The organism is Bradyrhizobium sp. SZCCT0148, from assembly GCF_018129985.1.
GTDB classification, from domain to species: Bacteria; Pseudomonadota; Alphaproteobacteria; order Rhizobiales; family Xanthobacteraceae; genus Bradyrhizobium; species Bradyrhizobium japonicum_H.
Map to the genome: position 1 here is coordinate 1 of NZ_JAFCKT010000028.1, position 18494 is coordinate 18494.

13 protein-coding genes and 1 pseudogene are annotated in these 18494 nt (G+C 60.9%); 8 read left to right on the forward strand and 6 right to left on the reverse strand.

Annotated features, from left to right (window positions below):
• Window positions 1-362: pseudogene (locus JQ580_RS32975) on the forward strand (transcriptional regulator); the annotation flags it as partial.
• Window positions 363-844: 482 nt separating this feature from the next.
• Here JQ580_RS32975 and JQ580_RS32980 read toward each other — a convergent pair.
• Window positions 845-1261 carry a hypothetical protein gene (locus JQ580_RS32980; protein ID WP_212285428.1) on the reverse strand — a complete coding sequence of 139 codons (417 nt, stop codon included), beginning with the start codon at window positions 1259-1261 and terminating at the stop codon, window positions 845-847.
• 410 nt (window positions 1262-1671) lie between these two features.
• Between JQ580_RS32980 and JQ580_RS32985 the strand changes: the two genes are divergently transcribed.
• On the forward strand, window positions 1672-1992 hold the full coding sequence (locus JQ580_RS32985) for a carbohydrate porin (protein ID WP_311982632.1): 321 nt from the start codon (window positions 1672-1674) through the stop codon (window positions 1990-1992).
• Between the two features lie 233 nt (window positions 1993-2225).
• On the opposite strand, the gene JQ580_RS32990 is transcribed toward JQ580_RS32985, so the two are convergent.
• From JQ580_RS32990 to JQ580_RS33000, 3 genes are all read right to left on the reverse strand, one after another.
• Window positions 2226-2540 carry a hypothetical protein gene (locus JQ580_RS32990; protein ID WP_212285430.1) on the reverse strand — a complete coding sequence of 105 codons (315 nt, stop codon included), beginning with the start codon at window positions 2538-2540 and terminating at the stop codon, window positions 2226-2228.
• 272 nt (window positions 2541-2812) lie between these two features.
• A complete protein-coding gene (locus tag JQ580_RS32995; protein WP_249134619.1) occupies window positions 2813-3058 on the reverse strand; it encodes a hypothetical protein in 246 nt (81 codons plus the stop codon).
• 690 nt (window positions 3059-3748) lie between these two features.
• Complete coding sequence (locus tag JQ580_RS33000; protein ID WP_212285434.1) at window positions 3749-4639, reverse strand: LysR family transcriptional regulator; 891 nt, start codon at window positions 4637-4639, stop codon at window positions 3749-3751.
• A 105-nt stretch (window positions 4640-4744) separates the two neighbouring features.
• On the opposite strand from JQ580_RS33000, the gene JQ580_RS33005 reads away from it, so the two are divergent.
• From JQ580_RS33005 to JQ580_RS33020, 4 genes are all read left to right on the forward strand, one after another.
• Window positions 4745-6331 (forward strand): NADH-quinone oxidoreductase subunit L, encoded by a 1587-nt coding sequence (locus JQ580_RS33005; RefSeq protein WP_212285436.1) that lies wholly within the window; start codon window positions 4745-4747, stop codon window positions 6329-6331.
• Between the two features lie 13 nt (window positions 6332-6344).
• Entirely contained in the window at window positions 6345-8876 is a 2532-nt protein-coding gene (locus tag JQ580_RS33010; protein WP_212285438.1) for a YbcC family protein, read from the forward strand.
• A gap of 8 nt (window positions 8877-8884) precedes the next feature.
• Complete coding sequence (locus JQ580_RS33015; RefSeq protein WP_212285440.1) at window positions 8885-9742, forward strand: DUF6671 family protein; 858 nt, start codon at window positions 8885-8887, stop codon at window positions 9740-9742.
• A gap of 68 nt (window positions 9743-9810) precedes the next feature.
• Complete coding sequence (locus JQ580_RS33020) at window positions 9811-10395, forward strand: SOUL family heme-binding protein (protein ID WP_212285441.1); 585 nt, start codon at window positions 9811-9813, stop codon at window positions 10393-10395.
• 690 nt (window positions 10396-11085) lie between these two features.
• Here the strand turns inward: JQ580_RS33020 and JQ580_RS33025 are convergent.
• The gene (locus JQ580_RS33025) at window positions 11086-11274 is read right to left on the reverse strand and encodes a hypothetical protein (protein WP_212285443.1); all 189 of its coding nucleotides are present in this window, start codon (window positions 11272-11274) and stop codon (window positions 11086-11088) included.
• A 532-nt stretch (window positions 11275-11806) separates the two neighbouring features.
• On the opposite strand from JQ580_RS33025, the gene JQ580_RS33030 reads away from it, so the two are divergent.
• Window positions 11807-13828, forward strand: a complete 2022-nt coding sequence (locus tag JQ580_RS33030) for a hybrid sensor histidine kinase/response regulator (RefSeq protein WP_212285445.1) — start codon at window positions 11807-11809, stop codon at window positions 13826-13828.
• A gap of 252 nt (window positions 13829-14080) precedes the next feature.
• Here JQ580_RS33030 and JQ580_RS33035 read toward each other — a convergent pair whose 3' ends face one another.
• Window positions 14081-17068 carry an AAA family ATPase gene (locus JQ580_RS33035; RefSeq protein ID WP_212285447.1) on the reverse strand — a complete coding sequence of 996 codons (2988 nt, stop codon included), beginning with the start codon at window positions 17066-17068 and terminating at the stop codon, window positions 14081-14083.
• Window positions 17069-17093: 25 nt separating this feature from the next.
• Between JQ580_RS33035 and JQ580_RS33040 the strand changes: the two genes are divergently transcribed.
• Complete coding sequence (locus tag JQ580_RS33040) at window positions 17094-18479, forward strand: type I restriction endonuclease subunit R (RefSeq protein ID WP_212285449.1); 1386 nt, start codon at window positions 17094-17096, stop codon at window positions 18477-18479.
• The last annotated feature ends 15 nt before the right edge of the window (window positions 18480-18494 follow it).

Genomic DNA, 18494 nt, shown 5'->3' on the forward strand with positions numbered 1-18494 from the left:
ACGCTGGACGCGCAATCGACTGGAGCGAGCGCGGCATGCGCTTAAGTCCGTTCGATCCGTGGGCCTTTGCGGCCTACAACGCGCAGGCGCTCGGCTATTTTTGTCGCGATCGATATGAGGAGGCTGCAAATGCAGCCTACCGTTCCAACCTGGCCAATCCCTCCCACAGCATCACGTGGGTGCAGCTCGCTGCATCTCTCGCTGCGGTTGGGCGCTTCGAGGAGGCGAAAGCGGCGGCTGCATGCGTCTTGGAACTGCAGCCGACGTTCCGCATCAGCCGCCAGTTCGCCGGCGTCGCCTGCGCGCCCGAACTGGCTATCAAGCTTGGCAAGGCGCTGCGCGCGGCGGGCCTACCGGACTAAAGTGAGCGCGACTGGCAGGTCAGCTTTACTTGGGCATCGTCGATGTCTGCTTTTGACAATACTGCGGGCCTCGCCGTGCTGGACGATGCTCGATTTATGAGTACACGCCCCAGTCCCGCAATCGGTTCTTAGACAGCGCTCTCCGCGATCGGCTGCAAGCCGGCCCTAACGGCACGCGCTCTCGTCGACAGAAACGAGCCCTCGCCTTCAAATCGTTGTGCTCGGCGTGGTCTGGGCGCGGTCGCTACGGGCCATAGCCCCCGGGTCGGCTTCCATCCTCATCACGCCCTTTGCCGGCTCTGTAAGACGCGCCGTGCATAGATCGGCGGCCCAATATCCGAATTGAAGCGCATTCGCTAGTTCGGAGCTGCATTGCCGCAAACAAGGTAACGGCGGTACGCTTGGGCTTGGGAGGCAACCTACGGTCCGGGACTATCGAGCCGCCCCAGCTCTCCGCTGGCGGCTTTTTCGTTCAACCTCCCTCAGGAGGCGTTCGCCCTTGCTCGTTCACGGGCCTCACGGCGACGCTCCCGACGCTCGCGCCGCCGCTTCGCACGGTCTGCGGGCTGCCGCAGCGGAGAGATGGGCAACTCGGACGCCGCAATAGAAACTTCGACCGCAGCCACCTGGATAGCCTGCGACGCCGCTGGGCGGGCCTCCATGAGGTCGAGCACTGCCCGTCCTTTGATTGTGATTTTCCATCCCCCGCTTAGGCGCTCGACCAGTCCTTGTGACCAGATGTCCAGGCCGGGCGCATTAGCCGCGAGCCGCCTAGTCCGGTCCGCCCAGTCGCGGCCACTCGTCGCGAGGATAGCCATGTCACGCTTGAGATCTTCCATTGCGGCAAACCCGTCCGGGTATGCCGCCAAGATCTTCAAAACAGTGACCTGGAAGTTCACGTCCGCCTACCCGCCATCAGCGCCACATGGTAGGCGCGTGCAAAAGGGCCTTGCGACCGCCCTGTCTGAGGTCTTCGGGAGAAAGTTCGCCGCTATTAGCGGCCTCCAGGATCCTCGATGCCACATGCGTACGCGCCCCAATCTCGCGCTGCGGATCATAGCCAACATTTCGCGTGCCGCGATTCAAAAATGTTAGTGATTGCGATAGGCCAGTTGCTCTGACCGGCCTTTTGGAAATTGCCTGGACGAGAGACATGCCTTGTAAGATCGGGCAATTCGTAAAGGCTATCTTCGAGACCAGGAACTCGCGTGTCGAAACCCCACCGAGCCTATAGGCAGGTTGTCTTTTCGCCGGCGCGCCCGCTGATCGCAACCTGATCGATCTCTATGCCGACGCCGGCCTCGAGTTTATAGGTCTTCGCGACGACCGCCCAGACGACAAGTTCGGGATCGCCGCGGGCTATGCCCATGTGTCCAGACGCGCGCAGACCCTCGACGCCGACCACCGGAGGTTAGTGAATCCAAACTGGCCGATCCGAAGCTTCGAAGGATTGCTCACGGCCGTCTACCTATACCAGATCAAGGACGAATGGACGGTGCAGCCGAACTACCAGTACATCGTTCATCCCGGCGGCAACATTGCCGGCCGGCCCGCTCGTCGGAAGGGTCCCTCAAGAACGCTTCGGTGTTCGGCCTCAGGACCACGCTCAAGTTCTAGGACGATCTCATGAACATCGTGGCTGCCATGCCCACACGTTTCGGAGAGTCATCGTGGCGGCGGGAAGGGTGAAACCTGGCGTCACGAGCGATCGTACCTTAACAAAGGTCGTTCAGGTGCCGTCGCATTTGCTAAAGGCCACGGGCATGAGAAAGCGGCTGTCTTGAACGACGTCAACCTAGCCTCCGCCGGAGAGCTGTCGCTACGACCGATCTCACCGTGGTTTTTAAAAAGTTGTATATACGCTTAGACCTTCTTCGATCCGCTGCGCAAAGCCGCGCCTAACAGTATCAACGGAATGCTAAGAACGGTGAACGTCATTCCCATCATTACGAGCTGGTCATGAAACACCAAATTCGTGCTTCTTCTCGCAATCTCGACATTCGCTAAAATGAACCCCAAGCCGACTAGGCTGCTTAGAATTCCCATGCCGGACGAAATGCGAGCTATTCGGCGCCATTCATTCTCTCTTACAAGAGCAGTCGCTGCGGACTGCTCGATCAAAGTGCGCAGGGCGGCTAGTTCGGCTTGAACTTGACTATCGATCATATCATTGCCCATTTGCGAATCTTTGATCCATTCGTCTCATCTGATCCGTGTCATTATCGTAACGCTTACCGACAATAGTGCGAGAAAAAGGAGCAGGGTGAGCAACAGCCACCCGACATAGGAGCCACCTCTAAGCCACTTCTCAAGAACAAGCAAAAGCAGCATACCCAAGCTGGTCGACATTAAAATTGCACCCGCAAATAGGCTGCGCATTTTTTTCTCTCTTAGACAGGCCCGCAAGTGCGCTCGGCAGTTCGCGGATGGTCCGAACAACAAGCGTCGGCCTATTCGTGGCCGTAGTACCGTTGATTGCACTGGTGACGGCCGCGCTCGTAGCTCGCCTCGCGGTACACAGGGCCCTTCATGATGCTGCTGACGTCAGCAAGCATTCGTGCCTGTTTGAGACACTCTACGTATGGTTTGTTCGACAGCCAGTCGAGGCCAAGGCCACCGGCCTGTGCAGAGCTGACGAACAGACTGCCTGCGAGAATTCCAGCAGCGATGAAAAGTGAGGTGTGAGTGGTCTTCATGACGGACATCTTTCCTTTAGGATCAAGTGAGAATAGTTTCTATCCGATTGAAAACCTAAGGGATGTGCGCTCCATCACGCTCAGATGAGCCCAACCCGTCTTGACAGGCAATAACCAACATCATGCCGGGACGCTTAGCTCTATCGATCTCGCCGACCTTTTCTTGCTTTAACGTCAGTTAAACTCTCCTTCCGAGTTTGCGGAGGCCTCTGAGAGAGTGACGCTGTGTTGAGGCACATGACCCGGCGCCTTGTTCGCGGAATCGCGAGCTTGAAGGAGTAGTCAGCGCCATCCTAAACGATGTCACCGTTCTGCTCGGCTTCAGAAATGCGGCAACGTACAACTTCTGTTGACAACAAGTTGGCAATAGCTACGCAGCGTGGCCTTTCAACGAATTACTAAAAGCGTTTCTGACGTGTCAACAAAGACGACGGCGGCGCCACGGAGGAGTGCGAAGATCGGCAAGAGACGCGAGATTCACCTTTTCGTAGACCTCCGTCGAGAACAGAAGCGGCTGTCCCGAAAATGTACGCCCGATGCGCTCACGACCCTGCCGATTGGGGGCTGTGTCCGTCACAGATCCAGCCCGATCCGCTCATCCGGGGGTGGTGTCCTACGGCGGTGCTACAAAAACGACGACGCCACAATCCGTCCGGCTATGGCGCTTTTCTGTGCGCCGGTCGGGTGGCTTCAACGCGGCGCGCGGCGGCCGCAGGCCCTGATCAGCTCGGCAACCAGCGGGTTCGGATAGCGGCGCTGTTGGCTGACGCAGAAGAACTGCTCTCTGAGCGTGTTCAGCCGGGCACGTTGGACCAGCACCCCAGAGCGGAGTTCGTCGATGACGACGATGGATGGAACCAACGTCACGCCGTCACTCTCGCGCGCCATAAGGCGCAACATCGCCATGTCGTCGACTTCGGCGGCGACGATCGGGACGATGCCGCTGCTGCCGAGAAGCGCATCGAACGCGGACCTCATCGCGCTGCCCCGGCCGGGCAGCACGATGGGCGTGTGGGCGAGATCCTGCGGAAAACGGAAACTCTTCGGTTTCCGCGGCTTGCGGCTCACCAGGCTGACCTGTTGCTCGTCGATTAACGTGTTCTCGAAATTTCTGACGGTATCCGGGGCGGCCGGGTGATTTGCGAGCACGAGGTCGAGCTTGTGTGCATCGAGCAGCTTCAGCAGATCGCCGAACAGACCAGCATGGATGATCAGCTCGACGTCTCTACGGCCGATCAGTGGTTTCAGAAATGAGATCTGGAAGTTGCGCGACAGCGTCGCTGCGGCACCCACCCGCAGCAATTGTCGTCCCGGTCGCAGGCCTGATAGCGTCTCGATCAGCTCGTGCCCAGACCGGAAGACGCTGCCGGCATAATCGAGCGCGATCCGTCCGGCCTCCGTCAGTTGCAGCGTGCGTCCGATACGCTCGAATAGCTGCTGGCCGAGTTGCTCCTCGAGTGCCTTGACCTGCACGGACAGTGACGAGGGCGAGACGTTGAGACGTCGGGCGGCGCGGCTCATGCTGCCTTCCGTCGCAATGATCCAGAAATAGCGCAAGTGATGGTAGTTCAGGTGCGGCATGGGATCGTTCTATATAACCTAACGATCGTGTTCAATAATTGAATTATGTAGAAACGATGCTGCAAGCTAAGCACATGGCCGCCGGATCAACCTTGCCGAGATGCCATGACCAAGCTCTTCCCCCTTCTTGCTGCGCTTGCGCCCCTTACGCTCTGCCTGGCCGGGCTCGTGGGCCCGCAAAGCCGCGCGCGCGACTTTGTCCGCGGATCGATCGGCGCGGCCGCGGTCGCGTTCGGGCTTTTGGCAGTTACAGCCGTCGCCTGTGCGCTGGTCGGGGTTGGGCGAACACCGTTGCTCGGCGCACATGGGATCGGGCTCTCGCTTCAGGTCGATGCGCTGAGCGCGATCCTCTGCGTATTGGTCAGCTTCATCGGCGTCGTGGTCGTCAACTACAGTCGCAATTATCTCGACGGTGATCCCGGTCACGTCCGGTTCACTCGCTGGCTGCTGCTGACGCTCGCCTCAGTTCTCACGCTGCTGATCTCGGGCAATCTGATCGTTCTGCTCGCGGCCTGGATCGCCACCAGCCTGTCGCTCGGCAAGTTGCTGCTGTTCTACGGGACGCGGCCTGCCGCCGTCCGGGCAGCACGCAAGAAATTCGTCGCCAGCCGGCTCGGCGACGGCTTCCTCGCACTCGCAGCTTTGCTCCTTTACCTCCAATACGGCACGCTCGAGATATCCGATCTGGCGGCCCAGGCTCGTGCGGGCGCAGGCGCCGGGTCGCCCGCGATCACTCTGGCCGCACTGTTGATCGTCGGTACGGCAGTGCTCAAATCCGCGCAGATTCCGCTACATGGCTGGCTGATCGAGGTGATGGAGACGCCGACCCCGGTCTCCGCGCTGCTGCACGCCGGCATCATCAACGCCGGCGGTTTCCTGGTGCTGCGCCTCAGCGACATCCTGCTGCTCGCTACCCCTGTACTCGACCTGCTGGCCGTGATCGGCGGTGTGACCGCCTTGTTCGGTTCGCTGGTCATGCTGACGCAGACCTCGGTCAAGGTGCAGCTCGCCTATTCGACCGTCGCGCAGATGGGTTTCATGCTCCTGCAATGCGGACTCGGCGCGTTCTCGGCCGCGCTGCTGCACATCGTCGCCCATTCGCTCTACAAGGCGCACGCTTTCCTGTCGTCAGGCAGCATCATCGATCTCGCCCGGGCCTCCTGGACCGCGCGCCCAGGAGGCCAGCCGCATGCGGCCCGGCTGATCATCGCGCTTGCGAGCGTTGTCGGCCTGACGCTGCTGATCGGCTGGGGTCTCGGCATGAGCCTGCGCACCAATCCGGCGCAGATCGCGCTGGGATCTGTCCTGCTGATGGGCCTCGTGCATCTCATGGCCAATGTGGTCGACCAGCGGCCGAATGCGTTCGTCGTCATGCGCGGAGCCGCGACCGCCGTCGGTGTCGCTCTTGCCTACTTCGCGCTGCAAGCCGTTACGACCTGGCTCGTCGCCGGCAGCGTTCCTGTCGCTCGTCCGGTGGACGGCATCGCGCCGATGCTGATTGCGGGCCTGGTCGTGGTCTGCTTCGCGGCAGTGACCCTGTTCCAGAACCAGATGATGCGCCGCGCCGAAGCGCCGTTCTGGGTCGCTGCCTACGTCCACCTGCGCAATGGGCTCTATCTCAACACGCTCGCGAACCGCCTCGTTCTGAAACTGTGGCCACGCGCCTCGACCCGCGTCACGTCCGCCCCTTGAATCCGGGACCATCATGACCCAGACCGCCCTCGCCGTGCCGATACAAGGGACAGATGCCGTTTTTGCAGACCACGATGTGCGGCTCGAGACCCGCATCATGGCCGCATGCCGGCGCGTCGCGCCGCTCTGGCCGCTCAAGCATTTTGTGGCCGTCAATCCCTTCCTCGGGTTCAGCGGCCAGAGCTTTGCGGCCACCGCCGCGACCTTCGAGCGCGTGGTGCGGACGCGGATCCTGATGCCGCGTTCCTTCTACCGGGAGGCGTTCGACGAGGGACGCATCGACGATGCGGCGCTGCGCGAGGCACTGGAAACCTACCCTGAAACGGGCCTCGATCTGGACCGGCTGAAGCAGATGCTCCAGTCCGCCGCCGGTTCGGTAGCGCCGCCGGCTGTCGTGGCGACCGTAGCCGAAGTGCTGGACCGGCTCGCCGCCGGCGATCGTTACGTCTCGCTGGTCGCGTTCATGATCGACGAGATATCGGCGTTCTGTGCGAGTTATTTTGACGAGGGGCAGGCGAACTGGCCGAATCCGGCGAGGAAGCTCAAGCCGTACGCCGCCTGGCGCGCGCTCGCGGCGCATGACCGAAATCCGGAGGTCATGGGCATTGCCGGCTTCCGGAAGTCCGTCGCGGCGCTGCCGTCCGATCCGGTGCGTGCGATCGGGGTCATTGTCGAGCGGCTCGGTATTCCCGAACGCGCGATCGAAGACTATCTGGTCCGGGCGCTGTTCGATCTCAACTGGTCCGCTTACGCGCGTTATGTCGGATGGAGCGCAGAGCTCGACGGTGGGCGCGACGACACGCTGCTGGAATTGCTGGCGATACGGCTGGCATGGGGCTTCGCGCTGTTCGAGGCACGGACCGATACCGCGTTCAAGACGGCTTGGGCGCTCGCGATGGAAGAGGCGGCCAGGCTGCCCGCCGATCATCGGCTCGATGAGACGCCAGACCTGGCCGTCGACATCATCCTGCAGGAAGCCTACGAGATCGTCTTCCGCCGCAAGCTGGTCGCCCAACTGGGCGGCCGTGGCGAGCGCACGGCAGTCGGCGGTCCGAAGGCGCGGCTCGCAGTGCAGGCGGCGTTCTGCATCGACGTGCGCTCGGAGATTTTCCGGCGGGCGCTCGAGACGGTCTATGCCGAGACGGAGACCATCGGCTTTGCGGGTTTCTTCGGGTTCCCGATCGAGTATGTCCCGATCGGGCATGCGCGGGGCGGCGCGCAATGTCCGGTCCTGCTTAAGCCTGCCTTCATCGTCTGCGAGGCCGTCAAGGGGGCAAGCGAGGTCGAGGAGGCGGAGGTGCTGGGCCTGCGGCTGCTGAGACGCCGCGTTGCCAAAGCCTGGAAGTCATTCAAGGTGTCGGCGGTCTCGTCCTTCTCGTTCGTCGAGACCGCAGGCCTGGGCTTTGCCGTCAAGATCGCGACCGACAGTGCCGGCGTCACCCGACCTGTCCCGTCGCCCGTCGTCGATGGCCTCGACCCAGACATCGCCGCCAGGGTGGGCCCGCGGCTCGCACCGCGTGTTCTGGATGGCCGTTCCACGGGCTTCACGGAGACGCAAGCCATCGACATGGCCGAAGCGGTGCTGAAAGCGATGTCGCTGACCGGTCCGTTCGCCCGGCTCGTGCTCCTCGCCGGCCACGGCAGCAGCACGGTCAACAATCCTCACGCCACCGGTCTCGACTGCGGCGCCTGCGGCGGCCACACCGGCGAGGCCAACGCGCGCGTCGCGGTCGCCATCCTCAACGACGAGCGGGTGCGCGCGGGGCTGCGCAGCCGCGGTATCGAGATTCCGTCCGATTGCCACTTCATCGCGGGCCTGCACGACACGACCACGGACGACCTGAAGCTGTTCGGCGAGGCAGAGGTTCCCGAAACGCTCGCGGACGACCTCGCGAGACTGAAGGCGCGGCTGACCCAGGCCGCGCATCTGGCAAGGCTTGAGCGCAGCGCTTTGCTCGGTATCAAGGACGTCGCCCGCGTCGATGCCGCCGTCACCGCCCGCAGCCAGGACTGGTCGCAGGTGCGTCCCGAATGGGGCCTCGCCGGCAACGCGGCGTTCATCGCCGCACCGCGCAGCTTCACCCGCGGGCTCGACATGTCGGGCCGGACCTTCCTGCATTCCTACGCGCACGAGCAAGATCAAGGCTATCGCGTGCTCGAGCTGATCATGACGGCGCCGATGGTGGTCGCCAGCTGGATCAATCTGCAATATTACGCCTCGACCGTGAACAACGCCGCGTTCGGCAGCGGCAACAAGGTTCTGCACAACATCGTGGGCCAGCTCGGCGTGCTCGAAGGCAATGCGGGCGATCTCAGGGTCGGGCTGCCATGGCAGTCGGTGCACGATGGCACGCGCTTCGTCCACGAGCCTCTTCGTCTCAACGTCTTCATTGCCGCGCCGGAATGCGCCATGGACGAGGTCATGCGTCGTCACGCCGCTGTCCGCGACCTCGTCAGCAATGGCTGGGTGCTTCTGTATTCGCTCGACGATGCAGGATCGACGATCCGCCGCTGCGTTGGTCCCGGGGTCTGGGCGGCCACATGAGAGATGGGTTGCGTGCGAAGATGTTCGGGCATCCATACCGCGGCCGCTGGGCGGCGATCGCGACCATGCACGGCAAGGAGCGCGCGATCGCGCCGGTGCTGTGCCGCTGGTTCGGGATGACCATCTCGACGGCGCCCGGCGTCGATACCGATGCACTGGGGACGTTCACCGGCGAGATCGCGCGTAGCGGCACCATGCTAGATGCCGCGCGGGCCAAGGCCCTGCTTGCGATCTCTCGGACCGGCGCGCCGGTCGGGATCGGCAGCGAGGGCGCATTCGGCCCCGATCCCGACCTGCCGTTCGTCGCGTCCGGGCGGGAGCTGTTACTGTTGCGCGATTCCGCCACCGGGCACGAGATCGTCGTCTTCCGGCGCACCCGGACCAATTACGATCATGTCACGATCGCACCGGACGACCCGATCGACGCGTTCCTCGCGCGGGTCGGCTTCCCCGATCACGCCGTAGTGGTCCGGGCCGAGCCGCGTGACGGCCAGATGCCGGCCAAGGGGCTGCGTGACCGCGAGCAGGTCGATGCGGCCCTGCGATGCGTCTTCGCGCGTGTCGGCAGGGCGGCGATCGAGACCGATATGCGCGCCCATCTCAATCCGACCCGCATGAATTCGATCGGGCGCCTCGCCCGGGCGCTCGCCGTTCGCACAGCGCGCTGCTGCCCGTCCTGCGGCACACCCGGCTTCGGCCTCGTCGACGTCGCGCGCGGTCTGCCCTGCGGGGAGTGCGGCGCCCCGACCCGGCAGATCCGCGCGGAGATCCACGGCTGCTCGGCCTGCGTTACCAAAGTGCTGCGCCGCGAGCGCGCGGCGGCCTTGTATGCAGATCCAACCTGGTGCCAGATATGCAACCCGTGAGCTTCGAGCCGCAGAATGTGCCGTCTTTGCTCGTTCGATCGTCCGTTCCGTTTGGTCGCAGCCCAAGCATGCTCTGGATCGCGCTAGGCGTCGTGGTGCTCGGCTCTGTCGCGGCCATCGCCGCCGGTCCCCTGATGAGCCGTGTCGAACAGCCGAAATACGAGGTCGTCGACGCGTCTGGCCCGATCGAGGTCCGGACCTATGCCCCCATGGTCATCGCCGAGGTTGAAACCACGGGTGAGCGCAGGCCGGCGATCGAGGAGGGGTTCCGGCGAATTGCCGCCTACATATTCGGCCGCAACTCATCGGGCGCCAAGATCGCGATGACGGCGCCGGTCGCGCAGCAGGCTGTCGGCGCGCAGCGATGGATGGTCAGCTTCGTCATGCCGGCGCAATACTCCCTTGCGACATTGCCTGCGCCCGGCGATAGCGGAGTTCGGCTGGCGCCGGTTCCCGCGCGCCGGTTAATCGTCATCACTTTCCGGGGCACCGCAACTGCGGATTTGATCGGGGCGAAGACCAGCGAGCTGCGCGATTACGCTGCGTCGAAGGGCATCACGGTCACTGGCGAGCCGCTGCTCGCTTTCTACAATCCGCCCTGGACGCTGCCGATCCTGCGCCGCAACGAGGTGCTGCTCGCGATCGCCGACTAGCGTGGTTGCCGAAGTGGGTGCGCCTTGAATATCGAAGCTCTCCTCGAAGTATTCTTCGAATGGCGTCGTGAACGACTGACACGATCGGAAAAAATGGCCGAGGACAATCAACAGATGCCCCAGCCAGAGTTTCCGAACAACGGGGCGCGCTGCCCTTCATGCGCCGCGCCAGTGCGGCCCCTTTCGCCCATTCTTGACGTTCAGAACGATAGATTGGTCAGGATATTTCGGTGCGACAATTGTCGAAAGCAAATGTGGGAGTAGGTCGGGTCAGTTTGCGGCCTCTGATGGATTTGGGTGGCCAAGTTTGCGAGGCCCCGCGGAGACCTGAAGACGTGTAAGTTATACGGCAATGCTCTGATCGAGCGGGACAATTCCGCTTAGCCTCCAAGCTCGGACTTCTGCGCAGTTATGAGTGCGCGCCGAGCCGGCCGGCCCCGGAGTGCGGACCATAACGCGGCCGAGCGAATTCGAGCTAAGCCTGCGCCACCCGGACACGGCGCTGTCGTTCGAAAACACTGGTGTTGACGGCCTCCTTCATCGCCGCCTCAGCCAGTTGATGAGGGTCGAAGTCGCTGCCCGCGGAAGTTATCGTACCAGCAGTGCATAACGATTAGTGGCGACAGCACCTCCGCTTGGACGCAGGTGAAGCCAGCTCATATCTCTAATGCTCAGGAAGCGTGACGCCGGTCAGCTCGCCGAGCTTCGCGGCGAAGAGGTCGTGGAATAACGGTCGGCGGCTTTGCGCGCCGGCTGCTCCTGCTGCAGGCGATGCCAGTAGCGACCGCTGACCCTGGCCGTGGAGTCATAGCTTGCGGCAAGCCAGGCCTGGATTCGCTGTCCGGTCTCGATGTCGACCGGCGCGCGGGGCTCGCTCATCTTCGCCCCAGCCGGGATCGACGGCATTTCTCATGACATTTGGCCAGCGGCGCGCCTGTGCGAAAGCCAACGCCACATTCTTGAAGCGCTCTTGGCATGGGCCTTCGGGGATTCCAAGTTGCGCTTCCTCCAGTCAAGGTCGGCGCGGGAGCCTTCGTCGCCGCGATGCAAGCCGCTATTGAGGTGCACCAGGCGAGGAGGCGCCCGATCAGCGCCGTCATCATATAGAGCACAGACTGTTGATCGCGAGGACACCGGCGTGTCGCTCAAGTGTAGAGCCGCGACTTTGTTGTACAATCTTGCTAATTATCGGCTTCATGCATCACGCGGACTTGGCCCTAACTTCGGTCTAAGGCCGATAGTGAGCCAAAGCGGGTGTTCAGCGGACGGGAGAAGCCGCTGCGGGGGCACTGGGGACAGGCACCTACCTTTCAGGTTGGGTCGGATCATGTATCCCTGAGAAGATCTAAAAGCGGAACTTGTCCGCACGATCGGCGTTTTGTCCGATGGTTCTGGAGGGGGATTGACACACATGCTTAACACGGCGCCGTTTTTGGCAGGCGGCGGCGAGCTGGGTGCCCTCATGCGGGGCAAAGATTGGAGCCAGTCGCCTGCGGGGCCGCCGGAAGTCTGGCCAGAAGCGATTAAGTCTACCGTCGCGCTGTGTTTAGGTTCGTCCACCCCAATTATCGTGTGGATCGGTAGCCGCTCCGATCGATTGATTCAGTTATACAATGATGCCTACCGGCCGGTTATGGGCGCTGAAAAGCATCCGTGGGGATTGGGTAGGCTCGGAGCCGAAGTGTGGCCTGAAATCTGGCGTGACATCATGACGCCGATTTTCGACGAGGTCCTCTTGAACGGGCGTTCGGTCCGCCGTGACGACCAGTATATGGTTCTACACCGAAATGGTTATCCTGAGGAGACTTGGTTTACTCACTATCACAGCCCGCTACGTGAGGCGGATGGGACGATCGTCGGCGTTTTCACCGTCGTGATTGAAGTGAGCGAACAGAAGCGGGCGGAGCGTGCCCTACGCGGCCTCAATGAGCATCTCGAAGCACAAGTCGCCGCCCGGACGGAGGATCGGGATCGCATGTGGCGATTATCTACCGACGTGATGCTTGTTGCAGACTTTGATGCGCGTATCGTTTCGGTAAACCCCGCGTGGACCGCGCTGTTCGGCTGGGACGAGATCGAACTTCTTTCTCGTAATTTTCTGGATCTAGTTCACCCCGATGATAGAGAGGCGACGCTCGCGGAAACCCGCAAACTAGAGCAGGGCATCACGACCATGCGCTTCGAAAACCGCTATTGCCAGAAGGACGGCGGCTATCGTTGGATTTCATGGACGGCAGTCCCTGACGAGCGCTTCATCCACGCTGTCGGTCGCGACATCACAGCAGAGAAAGCTGCGTCAATACGTCTGGAGGAAGCTCAACAGGCCCTGAGACAGGCGCAAAAGATGGAAGCCGTCGGCCAGCTTACAGGTGGTATTGCGCATGATTTCAACAACGTGTTGCAGGCTGTCGCGGGTGGACTCGACCTGATCCGACGCAAGCCCACTGATCCGGACCGGGTGCGACAATGGGCAGAGTCTTCACTCGAGGCCGCTGATCGCGGCGCCAAGCTAACGGCTCAGCTCCTCGCGTTTTCCCGCGCACAGAAACTCGAACTGAAGCCTGTCGAAATAAACAACCTTGTCGAGCGGATGAAAGACCTTCTAGGTCGCACCATCGGGCCCGACATTCGCGTTAACACCGTTCTCAGCTCCGAATTGAGCGCGGCCTTGGGAGATGCCACTCAAATTGAAATGGCAGTGCTCAATCTCACTATCAACGCTCGCGACGCAATGCCGGCGGGTGGGCACCTAATGATATCGACGGGGAGGCGAATCATAAAGCACGCCGCGGACCTTTCTGCGGGTGACTACATTGAACTGAGCGTGGAAGACACGGGGACAGGGATGACACCCGAGGTCATCGAGCGTGCTTTTGACCCTTTCTTCACAACCAAAGGCGTTGGACAGGGAACAGGGCTGGGTTTGAGCCAGGTGTACGGCATGGCCCGCCAAGCAGGCGGGACTGTCCGGATTGACAGCGAAGTGGGTCGCGGCACCAAAGTGAGCATTTTTTTAAGGGCTACTTCCGAGCAGTTCGAAAACTTGGCCGCGAAGACTTATACGGTCGATGAGATTACGCCGGCACGCGTCTTGGTGGTGGACGACGACATCAGCGTAAGGCGATTTCTGATTGAGACGCTTCAGGCGCTCGGCTATGCAGCACACGAAGCCGAAAACGGTCGGGAAGCGCTGAGGGTACTCAACGATTTCCGCCCTGACGTGGCGATCGTCGATTTCGCGATGCCGGATATCAATGGCGCCCAGGTCGCGCGAGAGATCCGGGCGCAGCGGCCTGGAACAGAGATCGTGTTTGCTAGTGGATTTTCCGACACTAACGCGATTGAAACCGCCGTCGGACAACAAGCCGTCCTGTTGCGAAAACCATTCCGTATCGAAGACCTGCGGCAGGCGATTGAACAAGTGCTGCATTGATTAAGTTGCTGAGGATGACCCTGAGCGGCCCGTTCGTTTGTGGCCCCAAAGCAGACGTCGACTGGTTGAAGCCGTGGCCACAAGCGACGGCTGGGGAAATGCCAGCTTGCTCCCACCCACAACGAAAAATGAGGCGAGGGGCGGCGTCATCGGGAGCACTCGTGACTTAGCAGTGGTCGCCGTTTTGGTGCCGATGAGGCTGTTTCCTGAGTCGGGCCTGCGCCGTAACCGGCTACGCTGGCTGCAGAAAGCTCAAAATGCAAAAAGACGGGACCCTTGGCGTTCAATGAGTTGGCGCGCCTGGACCCTGCATTGCTCGGCACCAGCAGCCTCTTTCGATTCGGAAAGGAGTGTGGCCTTCAAACGCAGGAGACGGGCATCGTACCAACACTCTGCGGTATCTGCCGACTGCTGTAGTGCGGCGTCTATTCGTCCGAGTCCATCGCGGAATCGTCCGTGCGCGTGATCAACCTCTGCGGCTATACTTAAGAAAAAGGGGTAGAGCCAGCGTGCCTTGGTTGCACGGTACTCGTCCAGCGCACGGTAAACTCGCTCCGCGGCTTTCATACCCCGACCATCCCGGGATTCGTGCCAGCCAAGGTAACACTCGGCATTTGCCAGCCAGTACCTAAAGCCGTGTTTGCGGCATAGCGTTGCCAGCTCATCACAAATCTCACGATTTCTGTCGACATCGCCCAGCAACCAAGTCACGCGCGCTGTGGTGCTGAGCGCGAAAGCGCGGCTAGTTGGGTGATCAGACCGTTCGGACAACATCAAAGCGTTATTCAGGTGAAGCCGAGCGGTCTCTGTCTCGCCCCGCAGCGCGTGGCACATCGCAAGATATGCGGGCGCTCCAATGACTTGGATAATCTCCAGGTTTTCCCAATTTCCGGCAGCATCGAGCCTTGCGCTCGCGTCCTGCAGAAATTTCAACGCCGTATCCAGGTCGCCCAGATGCATTGTGACCACACCTCGACCAAGCTCCCAGCCAGGTCGCCCGGCACGCGATGCGTCGTCAGCAATCTCAAGCGCATTCGAGAAATCCGCCTCGACCATATGCTGGCGAAAAATCCCGTGCTCGACGGCCGCCAGCTTGGCGACGGAGCCGGCTTTTTGGCACAAGGTCTCCGCCTGCGCATACGTCGCTTGTGTTTCGGGGCTTGTATAACCTTCGGCGGATACGAGGGCGGTGAGGAGAAGAAGCAGCACTTCACTTTCCGTTTCGTCGCGCGAGGCACTTTCGGGCAGACGGCTTAGCGCGGCTACCGCAATGCGCAGCTGCCCGACGGCTTCCCGCATCGCCGCGATACCGACGGCATAACGGCCCGCTCTAAAGGCGTAATCGGCTGCCTTTTCGAACAACTCACCACGAAACGCGTGAAACGCCAACAGACCGGGCTGGCTATCGACGATCTTAGGGAGCTTGCGCTCCACTGACAGTACGATACGGCGGTGAAGTGCACGCCGAGTGCCGCTGTCGGAGCCGTTGTAGATCGCATCGCGCAGCAGGGCATGTCTAAACCTATAGGTGGCGTCCGGTGGGATGCCGGTGCGAAACACGATACCTGCATTGGTCAGCTCATCCAGCCTTTGAATGACAAAGTCAGTCGGCTGTGAGCACGCAATCGCAAGAATTTCGTGGGAGAATTGGCGCCCGATCACCGCAGCCACTTCCGCGATCGGCCTGGACGCGGGCAGCCTGTCCAGACGCGCAAGCAGAGACGCTTCGAGGGTCAGTGGCATGTCGCCACCATCGTGTCCGCCCCCATCCTTCTCGGCAACCATGTATCTAGCAAGTTCCTCAATAAACAGAGGAACGCCCTCCGCGCGATCAACGATCCGCTCGATTTCTGCAGGCGACGGTCGGTCGCCGGCGATATCGCGGGCGAGCTTCGTGGAATGTTTCCGGTCAAGCCTTGTCAGCCGCAGCTCAGTGGCTCGCTCTGTATCGGGCCAAGTCGGCCGGAATTCCGGACGCGCCGTGAGAACGATCAACATACGTGCAATGGAAAGGCGATCGTGCAGCAGGGCGACAAATTCCAGTGTGGCCGGATCGCTCCAGTGAAGGTCCTCAAATTCAACAAGCAGCGGAGATACTTCGGCGAGCTTGACGATATATGCGAGAAGAAGGTCAAAGAGCTTCTCCTTGCGCTGCTGCGGCATCAGCGACGCAGAGACTTGCCCGCTCTGCGGCGCATGCATCAATTCCGCGGCGAGCAGCCCGATCTCATCCTTCGCGCAGCCTACAAACACCCGCTGAAGCTTAACCTCAACCTGCTCCGGTGTGTCCTTTGACTGGGTGCCGGCCAGACGCTCAATCTGCTCCCGGATCGGAGCGAGGGCGACATCGACCAAGTGGGGTGCGCAGGCAAAATGGAGTACATTGACGTTCGTCGACTTGATATCGTCGCGGAGGGCAGCCAGCAATCGCGATTTGCCGATGCCCGCATCTCCTGAAATGAAAACCGAGCGGCCTTCTTCCGTGCGGGCCAGCTCCCATTGTGCCATCAACTGTCTAAATTCAGGATCACGGCCGATCATTCCAGGATAGACGCCCCCTTTCAGGGCCTCCAGTCGGTAAATCACGTCTGTGGTCGCGAGCACCTTGTACGAGTCCGGCCCGGTGAGATCATACTGGAAGAGCCCCCCAAGCAGATCGCGGGTCGCTCGACAAATAACCACGGCGCCGGCTTCGTCACCATCGCAAAGACGTCGGGCAGATGTGACAGGCAGACCCACCGCGCTGTCGCTGCTTCTTTCGGCCTGACCGAGTGCATTGAAGACGGCAGGGCCGGTAGAGACGCCAATTGCTGTCGAAAGTCCATTGGCGCCCAGCAGCGCGTCCTGACAAACCGTGTCTCGGATGAGGATGGCCGCTCGCACCGCAAGCTCGGCAGAGCGTTCGAGCAGACCCGAGAAGCCGAAATGAATTTCCAGGCATTCGCCAGACGAGGCTGCAACGCGGCCTCCAAACCGTGCCACGGCACCTGCGCAAACCCGATGAAAGACATTCAAAGACGCGCTGATGTCCCTAAGGCCCATATGCGCAGACCATTCTTGCGGCACAGCGGCGCGGCAGTACATGATCGTGACAAGCCTGCGTGTCGGCTCGGCAGGCACATTCGTCGTGCTGCTGGACAGCTGCCGCTTGATAGCCCCCGCGATTTCCCGGGTTAAGTGATCTTGGGCGTCGAGTGAGTCATGGACGTCGAACGGATATAAGCGGTTCTTCGGCCTCATCAAGCAGGTCGAAGACGATCCAGAAGTGCCGCGTAAAAAGGCTGCGAAGGCCTTGACGCGGTATCTGGAACTCCATCCGGTCAATATCGAGCAGGTGGTGTCGGTTATCGTTGAGCATTTCCGGCTCTACGTCATGCACGAACTCGGCGGAAAGGCGAAGGCGATGGTCGTTGCCGGCTCGCGTCTTGCTGCAGTCAAGTACAAGCTAGCATTCGATCGTTATATCAGGGATCACGGCTATTCCGGTATTCGCTCCCTGGTGGCATTTTCCGGTGCGGTGGAGGACCCGGACGATCCGGGCTCGTCCTACACTGAAGTATCGATGAATGGCGGGCTTGCGGAAAGCGAGTTGCCCGAGACTTTCGAGCGTGATGACTACCGCGTGCTTTTGGTTGCCGAGAAGTACCAAACTGGCTTCGATCAGCCGCTTTTACAGACGATGTATGTTGTCAAGCGTCTTGCGGGCGTGCAGGCGGTACAAACGCTCTCGCGCCTCAACCGCATTGCTCCTGGCAAGGCACGGACCCTTGTTCTCGATTTTGCCAATGAGGAAGCCGATATTTATAAGGCATTTAAACCCTACTATGAGGCTACGCCGATCGGCGAAAATGCTGACCCGCATCGGCTGTCAGAATTGCAGCACAAGCTACTGGAGTGGGCGATCTTCACGCCTGCGGATGTGAAGGCCTTCGCGGCGGTATGGTATCAGCGCACGCGCGACCACACCGCTGCTCAACACAGGATCATGAATTCTGTGCTCGATTCCGTGGTGCAGAACTTCAAGAAAAAAGAAGGAGCAGAGCAAGAGACGTTCCGAGGACAGCTCACGGCTTACCGGAACCTTTACGCGTTCCTCTCGCAGATCATTCCTTATCAGGATAGTGAACTTGAAAAATTGTACTCATTCGTTCGCAATTTGCTTTTGAAGTTACCACCACCAGGCGACGGCAAAGCTTTCGCGTTGGATGATGAGGTCGCACTTCGCTACTTCCGGCTCCAGCAGATGTCCGACGGCTCGATTGATCTAGGTTACGGGCAGGCTGACCCGCTGAAAGGCCCCACGGACGTTGGCACCGCGGGCCTTGCCGATGAAGGCGTTGCCCTTTCAACTCTGGTCGGAAAACTCAACGAGCGTTTCGGGACAAGTTTCACCGAGGCGGATCAGCTATTCTTCGACCAAATCAGCGCCACGGCTGAAGGAGATGAAAAAATTCTCGAAGCGGCCAGAGCGAACAATCTCGCAAACTTCTCATCTTATCTTGAGCGGATGCTAGACGAGCTTTTCATCGACCGTATGGAAGGCAACGAAGAGATCTTTTCGCGCGTGATGACCGACAAAGAGTTCCGGTCGGTCGCCCACGAGCACTTAGCGCGCGAGATATTCAAGCGGGCGAGGGAGAAAAACAGCTGAGGCCGCTAAAGGTTC